This is a genomic window from Azospirillum sp. FG154, assembly GCF_057809575.1.
In genome coordinates this window covers 32770-48934 of record NZ_JBMDKF010000030.1, presented here as the reverse complement: position 1 = coordinate 48934, position 16165 = coordinate 32770, and the positions used below count along the sequence as shown (strand labels likewise).

The 16165-nt window shown below is 67.6% G+C and carries 13 protein-coding genes; 11 read left to right on the top strand and 2 right to left on the bottom strand.

Annotation, left to right across the window (positions count from 1 at the left end; all coding sequences use genetic code 11):
- Nucleotides 1-7: 7 nt before the first annotated feature.
- The 11 genes from murD (at nucleotide 8) to lpxC (ending at nucleotide 12894) form a co-directional block, all read left to right on the top strand.
- Nucleotides 8-1417, top strand: coding sequence for a UDP-N-acetylmuramoyl-L-alanine--D-glutamate ligase (gene murD / locus ACODS4_RS24480; RefSeq protein WP_488868285.1), 1410 nt, complete (start codon nucleotides 8-10; stop codon nucleotides 1415-1417).
- Nucleotides 1414-2535 carry an FtsW/RodA/SpoVE family cell cycle protein gene (locus ACODS4_RS24475; protein WP_488868284.1) on the top strand — a complete coding sequence of 374 codons (1122 nt, stop codon included), beginning with the start codon at nucleotides 1414-1416 and terminating at the stop codon, nucleotides 2533-2535. Before murD ends, ACODS4_RS24475 begins: the two co-directional genes overlap by 4 nt.
- Nucleotides 2536-2543: 8 nt before the next feature.
- Nucleotides 2544-3680 (top strand): undecaprenyldiphospho-muramoylpentapeptide beta-N-acetylglucosaminyltransferase, encoded by a 1137-nt coding sequence (murG, locus tag ACODS4_RS24470; RefSeq protein ID WP_488868283.1) that lies wholly within the window; start codon nucleotides 2544-2546, stop codon nucleotides 3678-3680.
- A gap of 68 nt (nucleotides 3681-3748) precedes the next feature.
- Nucleotides 3749-3934 (top strand): hypothetical protein, encoded by a 186-nt coding sequence (locus tag ACODS4_RS24465; RefSeq protein WP_238474758.1) that lies wholly within the window; start codon nucleotides 3749-3751, stop codon nucleotides 3932-3934.
- Between the two features lie 6 nt (nucleotides 3935-3940).
- Complete coding sequence (gene murC, locus ACODS4_RS24460; protein WP_488868282.1) at nucleotides 3941-5359, top strand: UDP-N-acetylmuramate--L-alanine ligase; 1419 nt, start codon at nucleotides 3941-3943, stop codon at nucleotides 5357-5359.
- Nucleotides 5356-6294 carry a UDP-N-acetylmuramate dehydrogenase gene (murB, locus tag ACODS4_RS24455; RefSeq protein WP_488868281.1) on the top strand — a complete coding sequence of 313 codons (939 nt, stop codon included), beginning with the start codon at nucleotides 5356-5358 and terminating at the stop codon, nucleotides 6292-6294. Before murC ends, murB begins: the two co-directional genes overlap by 4 nt.
- The gene (locus ACODS4_RS24450) at nucleotides 6291-7238 is read left to right on the top strand and encodes a D-alanine--D-alanine ligase (RefSeq protein WP_488868280.1); all 948 of its coding nucleotides are present in this window, start codon (nucleotides 6291-6293) and stop codon (nucleotides 7236-7238) included. Before murB ends, ACODS4_RS24450 begins: the two co-directional genes overlap by 4 nt.
- Nucleotides 7223-8182 carry a cell division protein FtsQ/DivIB gene (locus tag ACODS4_RS24445; RefSeq protein ID WP_488868279.1) on the top strand — a complete coding sequence of 320 codons (960 nt, stop codon included), beginning with the start codon at nucleotides 7223-7225 and terminating at the stop codon, nucleotides 8180-8182. The genes ACODS4_RS24450 and ACODS4_RS24445 overlap by 16 nt, the downstream gene beginning before the upstream one ends.
- 51 nt (nucleotides 8183-8233) lie before the next feature.
- Nucleotides 8234-9511 carry a cell division protein FtsA gene (ftsA, locus tag ACODS4_RS24440; protein WP_488868278.1) on the top strand — a complete coding sequence of 426 codons (1278 nt, stop codon included), beginning with the start codon at nucleotides 8234-8236 and terminating at the stop codon, nucleotides 9509-9511.
- Between the two features lie 124 nt (nucleotides 9512-9635).
- Nucleotides 9636-11630 (top strand): cell division protein FtsZ, encoded by a 1995-nt coding sequence (gene ftsZ, locus ACODS4_RS24435; RefSeq protein WP_488868277.1) that lies wholly within the window; start codon nucleotides 9636-9638, stop codon nucleotides 11628-11630.
- Nucleotides 11631-11955: 325 nt separating this feature from the next.
- A complete protein-coding gene (gene lpxC / locus ACODS4_RS24430) occupies nucleotides 11956-12894 on the top strand; it encodes a UDP-3-O-acyl-N-acetylglucosamine deacetylase (protein ID WP_488868276.1) in 939 nt (312 codons plus the stop codon).
- A gap of 263 nt (nucleotides 12895-13157) precedes the next feature.
- Here the strand turns inward: lpxC and ACODS4_RS24425 are convergent, their stop codons facing one another.
- Nucleotides 13158-13586: a bacteriohemerythrin gene (locus ACODS4_RS24425; protein WP_488868275.1), complete on the bottom strand. Its 429-nt coding sequence runs from the start codon at nucleotides 13584-13586 to the stop codon at nucleotides 13158-13160.
- A 187-nt stretch (nucleotides 13587-13773) separates the two neighbouring features.
- A complete protein-coding gene (ligA, locus tag ACODS4_RS24420) occupies nucleotides 13774-16140 on the bottom strand; it encodes an NAD-dependent DNA ligase LigA (protein ID WP_488868274.1) in 2367 nt (788 codons plus the stop codon).
- Between the last annotated feature and the right edge of the window lie 25 nt (nucleotides 16141-16165).

Below are 16165 nucleotides of genomic sequence, written 5' to 3'. Positions count from 1 at the left end.
GGCCGGGATGATCGACCTGTTTTACATGGAAGGCTTGCCGGTCGCGGTCATGGGTCTGGGGAAATCCGGGCTGGCGACCGCCACCGCGTTGCGCCGCAGCGGGGCCGAGGTCTGGGTGTGGGACGACAACCCCGCCAGCCGCGCCACGGCTGAGGCCGACGGCCTCCGTGTGGTCGATCTCGCCGCCGCCGACCTGTCGGAACTGACGACCATCGTCTGGTCGCCCGGCATCCCCCACACCCACCCGACGCCGCACCCGGTCGCCCTGCGCGCGCGCGCCGCCGGGATCGAACTGGTCTGCGACGTCGAGCTTTTGGGCCGGGCGGAGCGGGACGCGGCCTTCATCGGCGTCACCGGCACCAACGGCAAATCGACCACCACCACGTTGATCGGCCACATCATGGCCGCCGCCAAACGGCCCATCAGCGTCGGCGGCAATCTCGGCACGCCGGTTTTGACCTTTGATCCGCTGGGAAGCGGCGGCACGCACATTCTGGAGATGTCGAGCTACCAGCTTGAACTCACCTTCTCCATCACCTTCGACGTCGCCGTTCTGCTGAACGTCACGCCCGACCATCTGGCCCGCCATGGCGGCATGGATGGCTATGTCGCGGCGAAAAAGCTGATTTTCCACCGCCAGACCGCGCCGCGCACGGCGGTGATCGGCGTGGACGACGATCATTGCCGCGCGATCTTCGCCGCTCTGACCGCCGCCGCCGACCAGCGGGTTTGGCCGATCTCGGCGCGCGGCCCCGTCGCCGGGGGCGTCTACGCCGCCGACGGCGGCCTGATCGACGACACCGAGGGGCGGGCCGAGCGGGTGGCCGAACTGGCCGATTTCCCCAATCTGCTGGGCGCCCACAATTGGCAGAACGCCGCCGCCGCCTTCGCCGCCTGCAAAGCCGCCGGGGTGCCGACCGCCGCCATCGTCGCGGCGATGGCGACCTTCCCCGGCCTCGCCCACCGCCAGCAATTGGTCGCCCGCGTTCAGGACGTGCGTTTCGTCAACGACAGCAAGGCGACCAACGCCGACGCGACGGAAAAGGCGCTGGCCACCTTCGACCCGATCTATTGGATCCTGGGCGGGCAAGCCAAGGACACCGGGTTGGCCGGGCTGGAGGGCTATATGGGCCGCGTCCGCCACGCCTTCCTGATTGGCGAGGCGGAGGATCCATTCGCCGCATGGCTTGACGGCCAGGGCGTGGCCTACACCCGGTGCGGGACGCTGGACGTCGCCACGGCCAAAGCCGCCGGTCTGGCCTTGGCCGAAGGGTTGCCCGGCGCCTGCGTGCTGCTGTCGCCCGCCTGCGCCTCCTGGGACCAGTTCGCCAATTTTGAACAGCGCGGCGAGGCCTTCGCCGCTTACGCCGACGCCATCGCCAAAGCTCAGCAACCGGATGGGAGCGTCGACGCATGATTACCTTCGACCGCACCGATCAATCCATCTTCGGGCGCTGGTGGTGGACGGTGGACCGCTGGCAGCTTGGCGCCGTGGCCCTGCTGATGTTCCTGGGCACCGTGCTCATCACCGCCGCCAGCCCGCCGGTGGCTGAGCGCATCGGCATCCAGGACATGTTCTATTTCGTCGAACGCCACCTGATGATGCTGGTTCCAGCCATCGCCATCATGTGCGGCGTCTCGCTGCTCAGCCCGCGCGGCGTGCGGCGCGCGGCGTTGGGCGTCTTCGTGATCGCGCTGCTGCTGGTCTACGCCACCCTGGTGGTTGGGGTGGAGATCAAGGGGGCGCGCCGTTGGATCCACATTCCCGGCCTGTCCATCCAGCCGTCGGAGTTCATCAAGCCCGCCTTCGCCGTGGTCGCCGCGTGGCTGTTCTCGTTGTCGCGCACCGCGCCCGGCTTTCCCGGCGTGCTGGTGTCCATCGGGCTGTACGCCGTGACCATGGCCGGGCTGATCCTGCAACCCGATCTGGGCATGACCTTCGTCGTCTCGGCGGTGTGGTTCACCCAGTTCTTTCTGGCGGGCCTGAACATCATGTTGGTGATGGGGCTTGGCGGCCTGGGCGTCGCCGGGTTGTTCGGCGCCTACCTCCTGCTGCCGCACGTCACCAGCCGCATCAACCGCTTCCTGGATCCGCAAGCGGGCGACAATTACCAGGTCAACCGCTCGATGGAGGCCTTCGCCAACGGCGGCCTTCTGGGCACCGGCCCCGGTCAGGGTACGGTCAAATTCTCCCTGCCCGACAGCCACGCCGATTTCATCTTCGCCGTCGCCGGGGAAGAGCTGGGGCTGATTTTCTGCCTGTTCCTGGTGGCGCTGTTCGCCTTTGTCGTGCTGCGCGGCTTCGCCCGCGTCTTCAACGACAGCAATTACTTCGTGCTGCTGGCCGCCGCCGGGCTGCTGATCCAGTTCGGCCTTCAAGCGGCCATCAACATGGGATCGGCGCTGCATCTGATGCCGACCAAGGGCATGACGCTCCCCTTCATCTCCTATGGCGGTTCGTCGCTGCTGGCGCTGGGCTTCGGCATGGGCATGGTGCTGGCGCTGACGCGCAAGCGCTTCGGCCCGGCGGAGTGAGGCCCGGCATGGCGATTCCCCCCAGCAGCGCCGGAACCATCATGCTCGCCGCTGGCGGCACCGGCGGGCACATGTTCCCCGCCGAGGCGTTGGCCCGCGCGCTGCTGGCCCGTGGCCGTTCGGTGACGCTGGTCACGGATCGGCGCGGCCACGCCTTTGGCGACTCCTTGGCCGAGGTGCCGGTCCACCGCATCCGCGCCGCCTCGCCCGGCGCCGGGCTGATCGGCAAGCTGAAAGCGGCGGTCGAAATGGCGTTGGGGCTGTTGGAGGCCCGCGCGCTGCTGCGCCGCCTGCACCCGGCGGCGGTCGTCGGCTTCGGCGGCTATCCGTCGGTTCCCACGGTGTACGCCGCCATCCAGGCGCGCGTGCCGTCGCTGCTGCACGAACAGAACGCGGTCTTGGGCCGCGCCAACCGGATGCTGATCGCCGGGGCCAAGCGGCTGGCCGTCGCCTTCACCGGCGTGACCCGCGTCAGCGAAGCCGACCGCGCGAAGATCATCCGCACCGGCAACCCGGTGCGCCCAGCCATCGCCGCCCGGCGCGACGCCGCCTATCACGCGCCCGAGACCGGCGCCCCCATCCGCCTGCTGGTGATGGGCGGCAGCCAGGGCGCGCGCGTGTTCTCCGACATCATTCCGCAGGCTCTGGCCCTGCTGCCCGCGCCGACCCGCGCCCGCATCCATCTGTCGCAGCAATGCCGACCGGAGGATCTGGAGGCCGCGCGCGCCGCCCTGTCCGGCCTGGGGCTGGGCGGTTTGACGTTGGAGAGCTTTTTCCGCGACGTGCCGGATCGTCTGGCCGCCTGCCATCTGGCGATCACGCGCGCGGGCGCCTCGACCATCGCCGAACTGACCTGCGTCGGCCGCCCGGCGATCCTGGTTCCCTACCCGCACGCCACCGACGATCACCAGACCGCCAACGCCCGCCAATTGGCCGAGGCCGGGGCCGCGTGGTTGGTCCCGCAACCCGAATTCACCGCTCCGGCGCTGGCCGACCGTCTGAGCGCCCTGCTGAACGATCCCGCCACGTTGCGCGACGCCGCCGAGTCCGCGCGCGACTGGGGAACCGCGCAGGCCGCCGACGCGCTGGCCGACGCGGTGCTGGCGATGCTTGCAACACCACAGGCTGAAAGGGCTGCGCCATGATGAAGGGCCGCACGACAAGCCGATCACAGACCCGACCGGCGCCAATCGCGTTGGAAGATTGGCCGCACTTGACCCGGACCGAGGGAGGATGGTTCAACCGTCCCTATTGCCCGCTGGTCCCCCGGTCGATCATCGGCGCAAGCTTTCTTCGCAACCGTCTGCATGTCATTCATGGGGCGCAGCCCCTTCCCCCCGACCTCACCGACGACGCGGTGGACGCCACCCTTCGCCTGATGCTTCGACGCGGAAAGTAAGTCCAGATGCGCGCCCTTCCCCTTTCCATCGGCACCATTCACTTCGTCGGCATCGGCGGCATCGGCATGAGCGGCATCGCCGAGGTGCTGCGCAACCTGGGCTACGCGGTCCAAGGCTCCGACCTGTCGGAAAGCGCCAACGTCAAGCGGCTGCGCGACCTTGGCATTTCGGTCTTCATCGGCCATCGGGCGGAAAACATCACCGGAGCCGCCGTGCTGGTGGTGTCGTCGGCGGTCAAGCGCGACAACCCGGAGGTGGTCGCCGCCCGCGCCGCCCTGATCCCGGTGGTGCGCCGCGCCGAAATGCTGGGCGAGCTGATGCGGCTGAAATGGGCCATCGCCATCGGCGGCACCCACGGCAAGACCACGACCACCTCGATGGTCGGCCACATGCTGGAGCACGCCAACCTGGATCCGACCGTCATCAACGGCGGCATCATCAACGCCTATGGCTCCAACACCCGGCTTGGCACCGGCGATTGGATGGTGGTCGAGGCGGACGAGAGCGACGGCACCTTTGTGAAGCTGCCCGCCTGCATCGCCGTCGTCACCAACATGGATCCGGAGCATCTGGACTTCTACGGCACCTTCGACAACGCCCGGAACGCCTTCGACAGCTTCGTCCAGAACATCCCCTTCTACGGCTTCGCCGCGCTGTGCATCGACCATCCGGAAGTCCAGGCGATGATCCCGCGCGTGTCGGATCGCCGCATCATCACCTACGGCTTCTCGCCGCAGGCCGACATCCGCGCGGTCAACGTCGAACACAGCCCGGCGGGCGCGAAGTATGACGTGCTGGTCTATGACCGCCACACCGGCGAAACCCGCGCCATCACCGGCGTGCGCCTGCCGATGTACGGCCCGCACAACGTCCAGAACTCGCTGGCCTGCTTCGCCGTCGGCAACGAAATGGGCCTGCCGGACGTGGTGATGCGCGACAGCATGGCGAAGTTCCAGGGCGTCAAGCGCCGCTTCACCAAAACCGGCGAGGTCAACGGCGTCACCGTGATCGACGATTACGGCCATCACCCGGTGGAAATCGCCGCCGTGCTGCGCGCCGCCCGCACCGCCGGGACGGGCCGCACCATCGCCGTGGTCCAGCCGCACCGCTATTCGCGCCTGGCCAACCTGTTCGAGGATTTTTGCACCTGCTTCAACGACGCCGACGCCGTGGTGGTCGCCGACGTCTACGCCGCCGGGGAAAGCCCGATCGAGGGCGTGAACCGCGATTCGCTGGTCGAAGGGCTGCGGATGCACGGGCACCGCCACGTCGTCGCCCTGCACGGCCCGCAAGAGTTGCCGCAGATCATCCGCGAAATGGCCAAGCCCGGCGACCTCGTGGTGTGCCTGGGCGCCGGCAACATCACCCAATGGGCGAACAGCCTGCCGGGCGACCTCGCCGCCCTGTACGGCGTCACGCCATGATGGCGGCGCGCTCCATGACCCAAGGCCACCTGATCGAGCGGATGCCGAAATGCCGGGGTCGCCTGACCGCCGACGCGCCGCTCGCTCAGGTGACGTGGTTCCGCGTCGGCGGCCCGGCGGAGGTGCTGTTCCGCCCCGCCGACGCCGACGATCTGGCGGAATTCCTGGAGCGCCTGCCGAACGACGTGCCGGTGACGCTGATCGGCGTCGCCTCCAACCTGCTGGTCCGCGACGGCGGCGTTCCCGGCGTGACCATCCGGATGGGCCGGGGCTTCGCCGACATTGATTGCGCGGGCGACACGCTGACCGTCGGGGCCGCCGCGCTGGACCTGAACGTCGCCATGGTCGCGCGCGACGCGGGCGTCGCCGGGCTGGAGTTTCTATCGGGCATTCCCGGCACCATCGGCGGGGCGCTGCGGATGAACGGCGGGGCTTATGGCCGCGAGATGGCCGACGTGTTGGTCGCCGCCCAGGCGGTGGGCCGGGACGGCGCCCGCCTGACCTTCTCCAACGAGCAGATGGGCTTCACCTACCGCCACTCTGACGCGCCGACCGACTGCGTCTTCACCGGCGCGGTGCTGCGCGGCGTCCCCGGCGACCGGCTGGAGATCGCCCGGCGCATGGCGGACATCGCGGGAAAGCGCGCCGACAGCCAGCCGGTTCGCTCGCGCACCGGCGGCTCCACCTTCAAGAACCCCGACGGCCATAAGGCGTGGGAGCTGATCGACAAGGCCGGGTGTCGTGGCCTGTCCATCGGCGACGCCCAGGTGTCGGAGATGCACTGCAACTTCCTCATCAACCAGGGGAACGCCCGCGCCGCCGATCTCGAAGCCTTGGGCGAAGAGGTGCGGCGCCGGGTGTTCGACAATTCCGGCGTCACGCTGGAATGGGAAATCAAGCGCGTCGGCGTGCCCGGCGAAGGAACCGCCCAATGACCGAAGCCCTGCTGCACGCCCACATGAAGCATGTCGCCGTCCTGATGGGCGGCTGGTCGGCGGAGCGCGAGGTGTCGCTGGTCAGCGGCGCCGGCGTCGCCAAGGCGTTGGAGGAGGAAGGCTACCGCGTCACCGCCGTGGACGTTCAGCGCGATTTGGCGGGCCTGATGCAGGCGCTGACCAGCCCGCGCCCGGACGTGGTGTTCAACGCCCTGCACGGGCGCGGCGGCGAGGATGGGACGATCCAGGGCATACTGGAGTTCCTCGGCCTGCCCTACACCCATTCCGGCGTCCAGGCGTCGGCCATCGCCATGGACAAGGCGATGACCAAGCGGGTGCTGGAGACCGCTGGCGTGCGTTCGCCCAAGGGACTGGTGCTGACGCGCGGGGAGATCACCGGCGGCGCCCACCCGATGCCCGCCCCCTACATCGTCAAGCCGGTGGACGAAGGCTCGACCGTCGGCGTCACTTTGGTGCGCGAGGGGCAGAACAGCCCGGTCGGCGACGCCTGGACCTTCGGCGAGCGGGCGCTGGTGGAGGAGTTCATCCGGGGCCGCGAGCTGACCGTCGGCGTCATGGGCGACCGCGCGCTGGCGGTGACGGAAATCGTCTTCGAGGCGCAGGTTTACGACTACACCGCCAAATACAGCGCCGGACACGCCGTCCACACCATCCCCGCCGCCATCCCCGACGCGGTGGCCGAGGAGGCCAAGCGGCTGGCGGTTCTGGCGCATCAAACCCTGGGCTGCCGGGGCGTTTCGCGCAGCGACTTCCGTTGGGACGACAGCCGACCGGGAACGGACGGGCTGTATTTCCTGGAGATCAACAACCAGCCGGGCATGACCCCCCTGTCGCTGGTGCCCGAACAGGCGGCGCATGTGGGAATTTCCTACGGCGCGCTGGTCGGCTGGCTCGTGGAGAACGCCTCATGTCAGCTCGCCTGATGGCCAACCCGCAGTTGCGCCCGACCATGGCCGGTCGGCCCCGCGACGAGATGCCAAGACCGCCGCGCGCCATGGCGGCCTCGGCGCAGCGCGGCAACCGCCGCCGCGCCATGCCGCGCTGGGCCAAGCCCGCGATCAAGGCGGCGCTGATCGTGACCCCCATTCTGTTCCTGATCGGGGCCAGCGGGGCCGCTTGGAAACGCCCCAGCCTCGCGGAAACCATCGCGGCGGCGCATGACAGCCTGTTGCGGAGCACCAGCGCGCTGGGCTTCACGCTGAACGAGGTCCTGGTCGTCGGACGCAACGAAACCGAACGCGACACGGTGATGGACGCGCTGGGCGTGCGCCGGGGCGAGCCGATCCTGTCCATTGATCTGGCCGAGACCAAAGCCCGGTTGGAGGAATTGCCCTGGGTGTCCGCCGCGTCGATCGAGCGCCGCCTGCCTGGCATCCTCTACATTCGTCTGGCGGAACGCCAACCGATGGCGATCTGGCAGCATGACCGGCAATTCACCGTCATCGACCGCGCGGGCCGCCCGCTGGCCGACGCGGTGGAGTTGGCCCGACGCGGCAACCAACGCATCGACACCCTGCCGCAGGTGATCGGCGCCAACGCCCCGCAACAGGTGCAATCCCTGCTGACCGCGCTGGAACAGGCGCCGACGATCCAGCAACGCGTGACGTCGGCAAGTTGGATCAGCGATCGCCGTTGGAACCTGCAACTGGACAATGGCGTCACCGTCAAGCTGCCGGAAGGGGCTGGAATGCCGCTGGCGCTCCGCCAATTGGCCGAGATGGACATCCGAGGCAAGGTGCTGGACCGCGACATCGTCGGCATCGACCTGCGTCAGCCCGAACGCGCCATTTTGCAAACCTCCGCCACCGCGCAACTGCCCGGATGGGAGGATGAGGCCAAGAAAAAGCCTCCTGGCAAAAAGACCTGACGCAAGGCGTGGCAAAACGGTTGGAAACGGCGATGAGGTTGGACTGAGGGCATGTTCGGTATCGGATTCAACGGGGGCAAGAAGCCTAAACGACCCGCGCGCGGCGACATTGTCGCGGCGCTGGACGTCGGCTCCAGCAAGGTGTGCTGCATCATCGCGCGGCTGGACGAACCGGGTTCGTTCCGCGTGATCGGCGTTGGCCACCAAATCGCCACGGGAATTCGCGCCGGAACCATCATCGACATGGAGGCGGCGGAAACCTCCATCGGCGCCGCCGTCCACGCCGCCGAACAGATGGCGGGCGAGACGATTCGCGACGTGGTGGTCAATCTGTCGATGGGCCACCCACGCTCGCACGGCTTCAACGCCCAGGTTCCGGTGTCGGGGCAGGAGGTGACGGACGGCGACGTCCGCCGCGCCCTGTCGCACGCCCGCACCCTTCAAGCCGGTCCCGACCAGACGTTGGTCCACACCATCCCGCTGGGCTTCTCGCTGGACGACAGCCCCGGCATCCGCGACCCCAAGGGCATGTACGGCAATCTGCTGGGCGCCGAACTGCACGTCGTCACCGCCGCGTCCGGGGCGATCCGCACCTTGCAGACCTGCATCGCCCGCTGCCATCTGAACATCGCAAGCATGGTGGTCAGCCCCTTCGCCTCCGGCCTGTCCTGTCTGGTCGAGGATGAAATGGAGATGGGCGCGGCCTGCGTCGACATCGGCGGCGGCGGCACGACAATTTCCATTTTCGCCGAAGGCAATCTGGTGTGGACGGGCGCGGTGCCGCTGGGCGGACGTCACGTCACCAACGACATCGCCCATGGGTTGGCCACCTCCCTGGTCCACGCCGAACGGCTGAAGGTTCTGCACGGCAGCGCGCGCGGCAACCCCGCCGACGAACGCGAAATGATCGAGGTTCCCCAGGTCGGCGAGGACGAGCGCAGCGGCAGCGTCAGCATGACCCGCGCCTTTCTGGTCAGCATCATTCAGGCGCGGATGGAAGAGATCTTCGAGGAGATCCGCGCCGCCATCGACCGTTCGGGCTACGCCCGCCGGGTCGGTCGCCGCGTCGTCTTGACCGGCGGCGGCTGCCAACTGCCCAACACGCGGGAGTTGGCGCAGCTTATTCTGGACAAACAGGTCCGCATCGCCCGCCCGACGCGGATCGCCGGTCTCAACGAGGCCCATGGCGGACCCGCCTTTTCAACGGCGGCGGGCCTTCTTTTGCACGCTGTGCGCACCCCGACCGATCTGATGGTGACAGGACACGAGGTTGTCTTCACCACCGGCTTGTTGGGACGCGTCGGCCTGTGGCTGCGGGAGAATCTGTGATGAGAGTCCCCCTGCGGCACGTCAAACCGGATCCCGATCCGGCACGCCCTGGACACAACCGGGGACCGATCGTGAGCCGTCCTAGAAAACGCAAATCAAAACAGGTTGTGGAGGCCTAAAAACAATGATTAACGTGACCATTCCCCAGATTGAGCCGGAACTGAAGCCGCGCATCACGGTCTTCGGCGTCGGCGGCGCGGGCGGCAACGCCGTCAACAACATGATTAAGTCGAACCTGGAAGGCGTGGACTTCGTCGTCGGCAACACCGACGCGCAAGCGCTGAAGGGGTCGCTCTGCGAGAAACGCCTGCAACTGGGCACCGCCACCACGCGCGGCCTGGGCGCCGGATCCAAGCCCGACATCGGTCGCGCCTCGGCGGAAGAGCAGATGGACGACATCGTCCAGTTCCTCGAAGGCGCCAACATGGTGTTCATCACCGCCGGCATGGGCGGCGGCACCGGCACGGGCGCGGCGCCCGTCATCGCGCGCGCGGCGCGCGAACGCGGCCTGCTGACCGTCGGCGTCGTCACCAAGCCCTTCCATTTCGAGGGCGCGCACCGCATGCGGCTGGCCGAGGGCGGCATCGCCGAGCTTCAGCAATATGTCGACACCCTCATCATCATCCCGAACCAGAATCTGTTCCGCATCGCCAACGAAAAGACGACCTTCGCGGACGCCTTCAAGATGGCCGACGACGTTCTGCATTCGGGCGTGCGCGGCGTCACCGACCTGATGGTGATGCCCGGTCTCATCAATCTGGATTTCGCCGACATCCGGTCGGTGATGACGGAGATGGGCAAGGCGATGATGGGCACCGGCGAGGCCAGCGGCGAACGCCGCGCCATCGAAGCCGCCGAGGCCGCCATCTCCAACCCGCTGCTCGATGATGTGTCGATGAAGGGCGCGCGCGGCGTGCTCATCAACATCACCGGCGGCTACGACATGACCCTGTTCGAGGTGGACGAGGCGGCCAACCGCGTCCGTGACGAGGTCGATCCCGACGCCAACATCATTTTCGGCTCCACCTTCGACGCCTCGCTGGACGGCACGATGCGCGTGTCGGTCGTCGCCACCGGCATCGACGCCGCCGCGATGAGCAACCCGCGCGCCCTGCACCCGGTCAACCTGTCGCTGGGCAACAAGAAGCCCGGCGCCCCCGCCGGTCTCACCAGCGCGTCCCCGGCGATGCCCGGCTCCGCCACCCCCGGCATCCCGACCGGCAACACCGTGCTGCGCCAACCCCAGCCGGTGACGGCGGGCGCCACGGCCCAGCAGCATGACCCGGCCCAGCACCACGCCCCGCACGCCCCGCAGGCGTATGAGCATCAGCCGACGGAAGCCGCCCAGCCGCACCGCCCGACGACCAACGGGCCATTGCATGGCGAGAATCAGGGCGGCCATTTCTACGCGCCCAAGCCCGCCGACGCCGGTCAACGCCAGCCGACGACCGTCGGCCAGCCGCCGCAGTACCAGATGCCGCCCCAGGCTCCGCAGCAGCACGCCCACCAGCCGCAACAGCAGCCGATGCCGCCGCAGCAACAGCCGCAAAACCACCAGCAGCACGCGCCGCAGCAGCACCCCGCCGGTTTGTCGCTGGGCCACGCCCCGGCCCCTGAACCCGCGCAACCCGCGCGCAAGCCGAATTTCCTGTTCGGTCTGGTGACGGGGCTTGGTCGCGGCAAGGCGGAGCCTGCCCCGCAACCGGCGCCGCAGCCCTCGCCGCAACTGGCTCAACCGGCGTATCAGCCCCCGAGCTACCCGCCGCAGCAGGCCGCCTACCCGCAACAGCAACCGGCGCAGCAGCCCCAACAACCGGCCCAGCAACAGCCGCAATACGCGCCCGCGCCCAGCTATCCGCCGCAGCAGACCGCCTATCCGCAACAGCAACCAATGCCCCAACAGCAGCCGGTTTATCCGCAACCGCAGCAGCAACAGCCCCAACAGGCGCAACCGACCTATCCGGCCGCTCCCCAGCCGCAGCAGGCCTATCAACCGGCCCCGCCGATGGCTCCGGCTCCCCGTCCGTCGGGTCTGAATGTTGAGGGCGCCCAAGCGAAAACTGGCCACGAACAGGAAGAGCTGGACATTCCGGCCTTTCTGCGTCGTCAGGCCAACTGATCCCGGCGCAAGCCGGAGATAACCGCCGGTCGCCGCCTCCAACCGCGACGACCGGCGGCTCCACAACCTGACCGAAAATTTCGGCCCCTGGGCGGACGTTCGCGTCGGCTCAGGGGTTTTTTTGTTTGCTTCATCAATGATTTGCGCGGTCTTGAATTCTTTTGCCCTGCAACAAACGGTAACAAAGAGTGATTTGTCCTGGTCCAACGCCGGTGCTACCAAACAGCATGGTCAAAAGAGATCGTGATCGGCAAACCTGCTTCTGAAAAGAGCGACGCCGGACAGGATCGCCAAGACCCAAGCACGGCGAAGATGGACAAACATCGTGGCAAACAATCGCGGTAATGCGGACGGCATGTACCAGCAGACCCTGAAGAAATCGGCGACCATCGCCGGTGTTGGGCTGCATTCGGGCGCCATCGTCACGCTGACGATTTCACCCGCCGACGCCAATTCTGGAATCACCTTCATCCGCACCGATCTGCATGGGGCCGCCGCCGTGGTCCCGGCGCGCTGGGACAGCGTGGTCGACACCCGGATGTGCACCGTGATCGGCAACGAGCACGGGACGACCATCGGCACCATCGAACATCTGATGTCGGCGCTGGCCGGTTGCGGGATCGACAACGCCGTCGTCTCCCTGGACGGCGCCGAGGTTCCGATCATGGACGGCAGCGCCGCCGCCTTCGTCGCCGCCATCGAGCAGGCGGGCGTGGCGGTTCTGAACGCGCCGCGCCGCGTCATCCGCATCCTGAAGCCGATCAATGTCGGCGACGGCGTCAAAAGCGCGTCCTTCGCCCCGGACGACGCCACGACCTACAGCTTCGAGATTGATTTTGAGAGCGCCGCCATCTCCCGCCAATCCCGCGCGGTCGAGTTGGACGGCGACGTCTTCAAGGACGAAATCAGCCGCGCCCGCACCTTCGGCTTCCTGCACGAGGTTGAGGGGCTGCGCAAGATGGGGCTGGCCCGTGGCGGTTCGCTCGACAACGCGGTGGTCATTTCCGGCGACACGGTTATGAACGCCGACGGCCTGCGCTTCACCGACGAATTCGTCCGTCACAAGATCCTCGACGCCGTTGGCGATCTGTATCTGGCGGGCGCCATGATTGTCGGCCATTTCCACGGCATTCGCGCCGGTCACGCGCTGAACAACCAATTGCTGCGCGCCCTGTTCGCCGACCGCAGCGCTTGGCGGTACGAGATCCAGGCCGCCGCGTTGCCGGTTGGCCGCCCGGCCTACGCCCGCTTGGCGGTCGCCTGAGCGGTCTTTCCGGTTCTTCTGTTTTCTCCCAGGCACACCCTGCCCTCCCCCACCGGGGAGGGCATTTTCTTTTCCACGCGCACCCTCCCCTCCCGTCTGGAGATCGCACACAAGAAAAACGCCCGTCCCGATGGGAACAGGCGCTTGAAGCGGTGACAAACGGAGCGGGTTGCGCTCTATTGATTCAATTTTATCAATATTTTATCAGACCACCTTCGTCCACGCCCTGAAGAGTTCAGACCGACTCGGATTCACGCCGCGCCCTACCCCGCCACATTGGCCGACACCAGCGCCGCCCCGTTCCCCGCATATTCGCCAAAGCGGGTGTCTTCCTTCAGGATGTGTTTGCCCAACCACGCCGCGCAGAAATCGAACACCTCTTCGCCGGTGGTGGCGTCGCGGTTGGCGACGAAGGCGTCGCGATAGGTTTCCACCTGCCGGGTCAGCGCGTCGTGCAGCGCCTTGTGCGCCGTGAAGGTCGGGTAGTTCGACCGCATCATGCACGCTTCTTCAGCGGCGAAGTGATGGCGGGTGTAAGCGATCAACTCGTCGAGAATGGCTTCAATCACGGCGGGATCATGCCGGTTGGCGTCGTCGGAGAGCTTGTTGACGATGGCGATCAGGACACGATGATCCTCGTCGAGATCGTCGATTCCGACGCTCATCCAGCGCGACCATTGAATGGGCTCCATGGCGTTTCCTTGTCCCTTGCCGTTGCTTCTCGTCTGCTGGCCCACAAGAATGGCGAACCAAACCGTGGCGCGCGGGCGTTGACCGCCCGTCATCCTGTCCAGCAGCGTTTTCTTATGTCAGCGCGTTCCAGACCCAACGTCAACCAGGGTCCGTCCTCATGCGACATTTTGGCGACGGCGGGAACCGTCAGCCCGCAATTTTCGCCAACCACTCCTCTTCACTGAGAATCTCCACGCCCAAGTCACGCGCCTTGGCCGCCTTGCTTCCCGCGTCGGCCCCGGCCACCAGATAGTCGGTCTTGCCCGACACCGACCCGGCGACCTTGGCCCCCAACGACTCGGCGCGCGCCTTGGCCTCCGACCGGGTCATTTTTTCCAGCGTGCCGGTGAAGACCACCGTCTTGCCCGCCACCGGGGAGTGTCCAACCTTCGGCGCTTCCGCCGCCAGAACGGTCAGCCGCTCCGCCAGCGCCTGCACCACGGCGCGGTTGCGGTCCTCCTGGAAGAAGGAGGCGACCTCCTCCGCCGCGACCTCCCCCACGTCGGGGATGGCGACCAGTTCGTTCCAGTCCGGCTTCGGGGCGTCGGCCACCGCGTCGCGCATCGCCGCGCTCCAGGCGTCAAGCGCGCCATAGCGCTCGGCCAGGGCCTGCGCGGCGCGGCTGTTCAACGGCTTGATTCCCAGCGACGTGATGATGGTTTCCAGCCGCAACGCCTCGTTTCCGGCGTAAAAGGCCAGCTTGGCGGCGCTGTCGGGGTCGGCGAACCACGCCAAAATGGCGTTGACCGTGGTCGGCCCCACCCCGTTGATGGCGTGCAGATCGCGCCACGCCGCGCCCGGCATCGCCCGCCCCGCCCGCTCCATCCCCGCGATCCACTCCGCCATCGTTCCGTAATGGCGGGCCAGAGACTTCGCCGTCACCTCGCCGATGTGACGGATGCCCAGCGCAAAGATGACGCGGTGCAACTCGATGCCGTTGCGGCGCTGGTTGATGGCGGCGAACAGGTTTTCGACCGATTTCTCTTTCCAGCCCGGTCGTCCGATCAGCTCCACCCGGCCTTCCAGCGTGAAAATGTCCGCCGGGGATTTGATGAAACCGGCGTCCCAGAATTCCTCAATGATCTTTTCGCCCAGCCCTTCGATGTCGAAGGCGTTGCGCGAGACGAAATGGCGCAGCCGCTCCTTGGCCTGGGCGTCGCAGATCAGGCCGCCGGTGCAGCGGCGCACCACCTCCCCCGCCTCGCGCATCGCCAGACTGCTGCAGACGGGGCAATGGGTCAGCGGTTCATAGGGTTGGCTGTCCGCCGGGCGCTGGTCCAGCACCACCCCGACGATCTGCGGAATGACGTCGCCCGCCCGCTGGACGATGACCAGATCGCCCGCGCGGATGTCCTTGCGGGCGATTTCATCCTCGTTGTGCAGGGTGGCGCGGCTGACGACGACGCCGCCGACGGTGATGTCCTCCAACTCCGCCACCGGGGTCAACGCGCCGGTGCGGCCCACCTGGATGGTGATCGCCGTCAACCGGGTTTGCGCCTGCTCCGCCGGAAATTTGTGGGCGACGGCCCAGCGTGGGGCGCGGCTGACGAAGCCCAAGCGCTGCTGCAAATCCAGGCTGTCCACCTTGTAGACCACGCCGTCGATGTCGAAGGGCAGTTCCGCCCGCCGCCGCCCAATCAACTCGTAATGCGCCATCAGCGCGTCCGGCCCGTCGCACAGCGCCGTCGGGTGGTTCAGCGCGAAGCCCCAGCCTTCCAAGCGCGCCCGCACGCCCGATTGCGTGTCGGCGATGGATTCGGACAGCTCGCCCAGCGCGTAGCCGAAGAAGCGCAAGGGCCGCCCGGCGGTGACGGCGGCGTCCTTCTGGCGCAGCGACCCGGCGGCGGCGTTGCGTGGGTTGGCGAAGGGTTCCTCCCCCGCCTCCAACAACGCCGCGTTCATCGCCTTGAAGTCATCGCGGGCCATGTAGATTTCGCCGCGCACTTCCAGAATTTCGGGAAAGGGCGCGGGCAGACGGTGCGGCAGGTCGCGGATGGTGCGGACGTTGGCGGTGACGTTCTCCCCCTCCGCCCCGTCGCCGCGCGTCGCCGCCATCACCAGGTCGCCGCGTTCGTAGCGCAGGGAGCAGGACAGCCCGTCGATCTTCGGTTCGGCGACGAAGCGCAGCTCCGCCCCATCCTCCAAGCCAAGAAAACGGCGGACCCGCGCGACGAAATCGCCGACATCCTCGGCGGAGAAGGCGTTGCCCAGCGACAGCATCGGCACGGCGTGCCGCACCTTGCCAAACCCGGCGGCGGGGGCCGCCCCCACCCTCAGCGACGGCGAATCGGCGCGGCGCAAATCGGGAAAGCGCGCCTCGATGGCGGCGTTGCGGCGGACCAGCGCGTCATAATCGGCGTCGCTGATCTCCGGTTTGTCCTGTTGGTGATAGAGCTGGTCGTGGCGGGCGATCTCGGCGGCAAGCGCGGCAAGGTCGGCCTCCGCTTGCTCCGCAGTCAGCGCCTCGACGGCCACGGCGCGGGGGGTGGGGGGCGTGTCGAACAGGTCCATCATGGCGCGTCTCGTCGGGTGCCGGAGA

Excerpts from the sequence above, each read along its gene's own strand:
- murD (WP_488868285.1), top strand. The coding sequence starts at position 8 with ATGATCGACCTGTTTTACATGGAAGGCTTGCCGGTCGCGGTCATGGGT.
- ACODS4_RS24475 (WP_488868284.1), top strand. The coding sequence starts at position 1,414 with ATGATTACCTTCGACCGCACCGATCAATCCATCTTCGGGCGCTGGTGG.
- murG (WP_488868283.1), top strand. The coding sequence starts at position 2,544 with ATGGCGATTCCCCCCAGCAGCGCCGGAACCATCATGCTCGCCGCTGGC.
- murC (WP_488868282.1), top strand. The coding sequence starts at position 3,941 with ATGCGCGCCCTTCCCCTTTCCATCGGCACCATTCACTTCGTCGGCATC.
- murB (WP_488868281.1), top strand. The coding sequence starts at position 5,356 with ATGATGGCGGCGCGCTCCATGACCCAAGGCCACCTGATCGAGCGGATG.
- ACODS4_RS24450 (WP_488868280.1), top strand. The coding sequence starts at position 6,291 with ATGACCGAAGCCCTGCTGCACGCCCACATGAAGCATGTCGCCGTCCTG.
- ACODS4_RS24445 (WP_488868279.1), top strand. The coding sequence starts at position 7,223 with ATGTCAGCTCGCCTGATGGCCAACCCGCAGTTGCGCCCGACCATGGCC.
- ftsA (WP_488868278.1), top strand. The coding sequence starts at position 8,234 with ATGTTCGGTATCGGATTCAACGGGGGCAAGAAGCCTAAACGACCCGCG.
- ftsZ (WP_488868277.1), top strand. The coding sequence starts at position 9,636 with ATGATTAACGTGACCATTCCCCAGATTGAGCCGGAACTGAAGCCGCGC.
- ACODS4_RS24425 (WP_488868275.1), bottom strand. The coding sequence starts at position 13,586 with ATGGAGCCCATTCAATGGTCGCGCTGGATGAGCGTCGGAATCGACGAT.
- ligA (WP_488868274.1), bottom strand. The coding sequence starts at position 16,140 with ATGATGGACCTGTTCGACACGCCCCCCACCCCCCGCGCCGTGGCCGTC.